Origin of the sequence: Phenylobacterium sp., from assembly GCF_031412415.1 — a bacterium.
Taxonomy (GTDB): Bacteria; Pseudomonadota; Alphaproteobacteria; order Caulobacterales; family Caulobacteraceae; genus Phenylobacterium.
The window spans coordinates 1-2,672 of record NZ_JANOCX010000109.1; the positions used below are offsets into that span (position 1 = coordinate 1).

Sequence of the window (2,672 nt, forward strand, 5' to 3'; positions counted from 1 at the left end):
GCCCAGGGCGTGGCCAACCGCCTGCCCGGCGCCAAGGGGCGCATGGCGCGCGAAGCCTTCTACGGCGGCGACATGAGGCGGGCCTACGAGCTGGCCTCAGGGGCGGACGAGCGGTGGATCGCCGGCATGGCCGCCTACCGCTTGAAGAATTACGCCGCGGCCGAGACGCACCTGGCCTTGGTGGCCCGCGACGAGGACGAAGATCCCTGGCTGAGGTCAGGGGCGGCCTATTGGGCGTCGCGCGCCACGGCGCAGGCTGGGGACGCCGCGCGATCCGAGGAATTCCTGGCCCAGGCGGCGCGTTTTCCCACCACCTTCTACGGCATGATCGCCGAGCGCCGCGTGGCGCTGGCCAAGGCCAATCGCTTGGCCGTGGCCGAGCAGGGCCGTTATGTGCCCGCCGCCTACAACGGCCCCACGATCGAGCTGGCGCGGTTCATCGGCAGCGACACGCGCGCCCATCGTGCGGTGGCCCTGGCCCAGATCGGCCGGGCGACCGAGGCCGGGCTGGAATGCCGCGCGGGCCTGACGCTCGCCAAGACCGAGACCGAGCGCGCCCGCTGGATGGAGCTGATCGCCGCCCTCAACGCGCCGCTGACGGCCCTGACCGGGCCGCTGCGCGCCTCGGCCGAGCCCGAATACCCGACGCCCACCCTGGAGCCGCGCTCGGGCTATACGATCGACAAGGCCCTGGTCTACGCCATCGTGCGCCAGGAAAGCCGATTCAATCCGCGCGTGGTCAGCCACGCCGGCGCGGTCGGCCTGATGCAGCTCATGCCCGAGGCGGCGGCCCGCGCCGCCGGCGACGACAAGCTCAAGTCCGACATGACCCCGCTGTTCGACCCGGCCTTCAACCTCCGCGTCGGCCAGGACTATGTGACCTGGCTGATGGAGCGCGGGGTCGGCTACGACATCCTGCGCACCGTCGCGGCCTACAACGGCGGCCCCGGCACCCTGCTCAAGACCGTCGAGCGCGTCGGCCCCGAGGCCGACAGCCTGATGATCATCGAAAGCCTGCCCAGCGTGGAGAGCCGCAACTACGTCGAGAAGGTGATGGCCGCCTACTGGACCTATCGCAAGAAGTTCGGCCAGGAGAGCAAGACCCTGGACGCCCTGGCCCAGGGCGCGGAGTTCGTCGACGCCAGGCTGGACCAGCCTAGCCTAGAGCCTGGCCGACCCACCATGCTTGCGGCGCAGAGCGACTAGGTCGAGCGCCGGCCCCGCGCTCGCGAGCGCGGACTTCGCCACCAGCAGCCCCGAGGGCGCGGCCTTCAGGCGGGCCAGCAGCCCCTCCCCGTCCCGCTCGCCCTGAACCAGCGCGCCTTTGCCCTGGCGCGCGAGGTGGTCGCCGACCGCGTCCTCCCAGCCCGCGCGCAGGCGCAGGTCGACGGGCAGGATCAAGGTCCAGTCGCGCCGCGCGACGGCGAGCGCCTCGGCGAAGGTCGTGACGACATCGCCGCCGGCGTCATGGGCGATCTCCAGCGTGGCGTCGGTGGAGCCGCCGTCCAGGACGATCACCTGGGCCACCAGCCCGTCCACCGCCGCCGGCACCAGCCGTCCCAGCAGGTTGGCGAGGTCGCGCTCGGAATTCAGCGTCGGGACGATCACGGAGAGCATGGGGTCAGTGGCGGCGGTTCGGTCGTGGCGTCAATAGAGTTCTTGTTTTGTTCTATTCCGACGCTAGGATGAGGCGTGTCCAGCTTCACCCAACAGATCGCCATTCGAGGCCGCGGCGCGCGGTCCAACGCCTCGGGGCGCTTCGAGGCCCAGGCGCGCGAGGCGTTCGACGACGGCTGGACCGTCGAGGATCCCGAGCCGGTCCAGATCCGGACCACGCTGAGCCCCGAGCGGGCCAAGACCATCATCACCACGAACAACAGCCCCGATGTCGGCTTCAATCGCTCGATCAATCCCTATCGGGGTTGCGAGCATGGCTGCATCTACTGCTACGCCCGGCCGGCTCACGCCTATATGGGCCTGTCGCCGGGCCTGGATTTCGAGAGCCAGCTGTTCTTCAAGCCCGAGGCCGCCAAGTTGCTGGAAAGGGAGCTGTCGGCTCCGCGCTACCGGCCCGAATTCATCCATATCGGCGGCAATACCGACCCCTACCAGCCGCAGGAACGCACGGCGCGGGTGACGCGCCAGGTGCTGGAGGTGCTGGCCCGCTTCAACCACCCCTTCTCGATCATCACCAAGTCGGCGCTGATCGTCCGAGACCTGGACATCCTGGCCGAAACCGCCGCCAAGAACCTCTGCCGGGTGGCTGTTTCGGTCACCACTCTGGATCGGGGCCTGGCGCGCAGCATGGAGCCGCGGGCGGCGACGCCCGAGAAGCGGATCGGGGCGATCAAGGCGCTGGCCGACGCGGGGGTGCCGGTGATCGTGATGTTCGCGCCGTCGATCCCGGGCCTCAACAACCACGAGATGGAGGCGGTGCTGGAGCGCTCCGCCGCCGCCGGGGCGAAGGGCGCGGGCTATGTGGCCCTGCGGTTGCCGCGCGAGATCAAGGACCTGTTCCAGGAGTGGTTGGCCACCGACCATCCCGACCGTGCGAGCAAGGTAATGTCCCTGGTGCGTCAGATGCGCGGCGGCCTCGACTACGATCCCGAATGGGGCAAGCGGATGCGCGGCGAAGGGCCTATCGCCGAGATGATGTCCCAGCGCTTCCAGGC

At 69.9% G+C, this 2,672-nt stretch carries 3 protein-coding genes; 2 read left to right on the forward strand and 1 reads right to left on the reverse strand.

The annotated features are described in order from the left end of the window. The coding region (locus RMO04_RS05550; protein ID WP_309643797.1) for a lytic transglycosylase domain-containing protein at positions 1-1,206 on the forward strand (1,206 nt) is incomplete at its 5' end. Here the strand turns inward: RMO04_RS05550 and RMO04_RS05555 are convergent. Further along, positions 1,162-1,617, reverse strand: a complete 456-nt coding sequence (locus tag RMO04_RS05555; protein WP_309643798.1) for a glycosyltransferase — start codon at positions 1,615-1,617, stop codon at positions 1,162-1,164. The two genes, RMO04_RS05550 and RMO04_RS05555, sit on opposite strands and share 45 nt — an antisense overlap. 75 nt (positions 1,618-1,692) lie before the next feature. On the opposite strand from RMO04_RS05555, the gene RMO04_RS05560 reads away from it, so the two are divergent. Beyond that, on the forward strand, positions 1,693-2,672 hold a 980-nt coding region (locus RMO04_RS05560), incomplete at its 3' end, for a PA0069 family radical SAM protein (protein ID WP_309643799.1).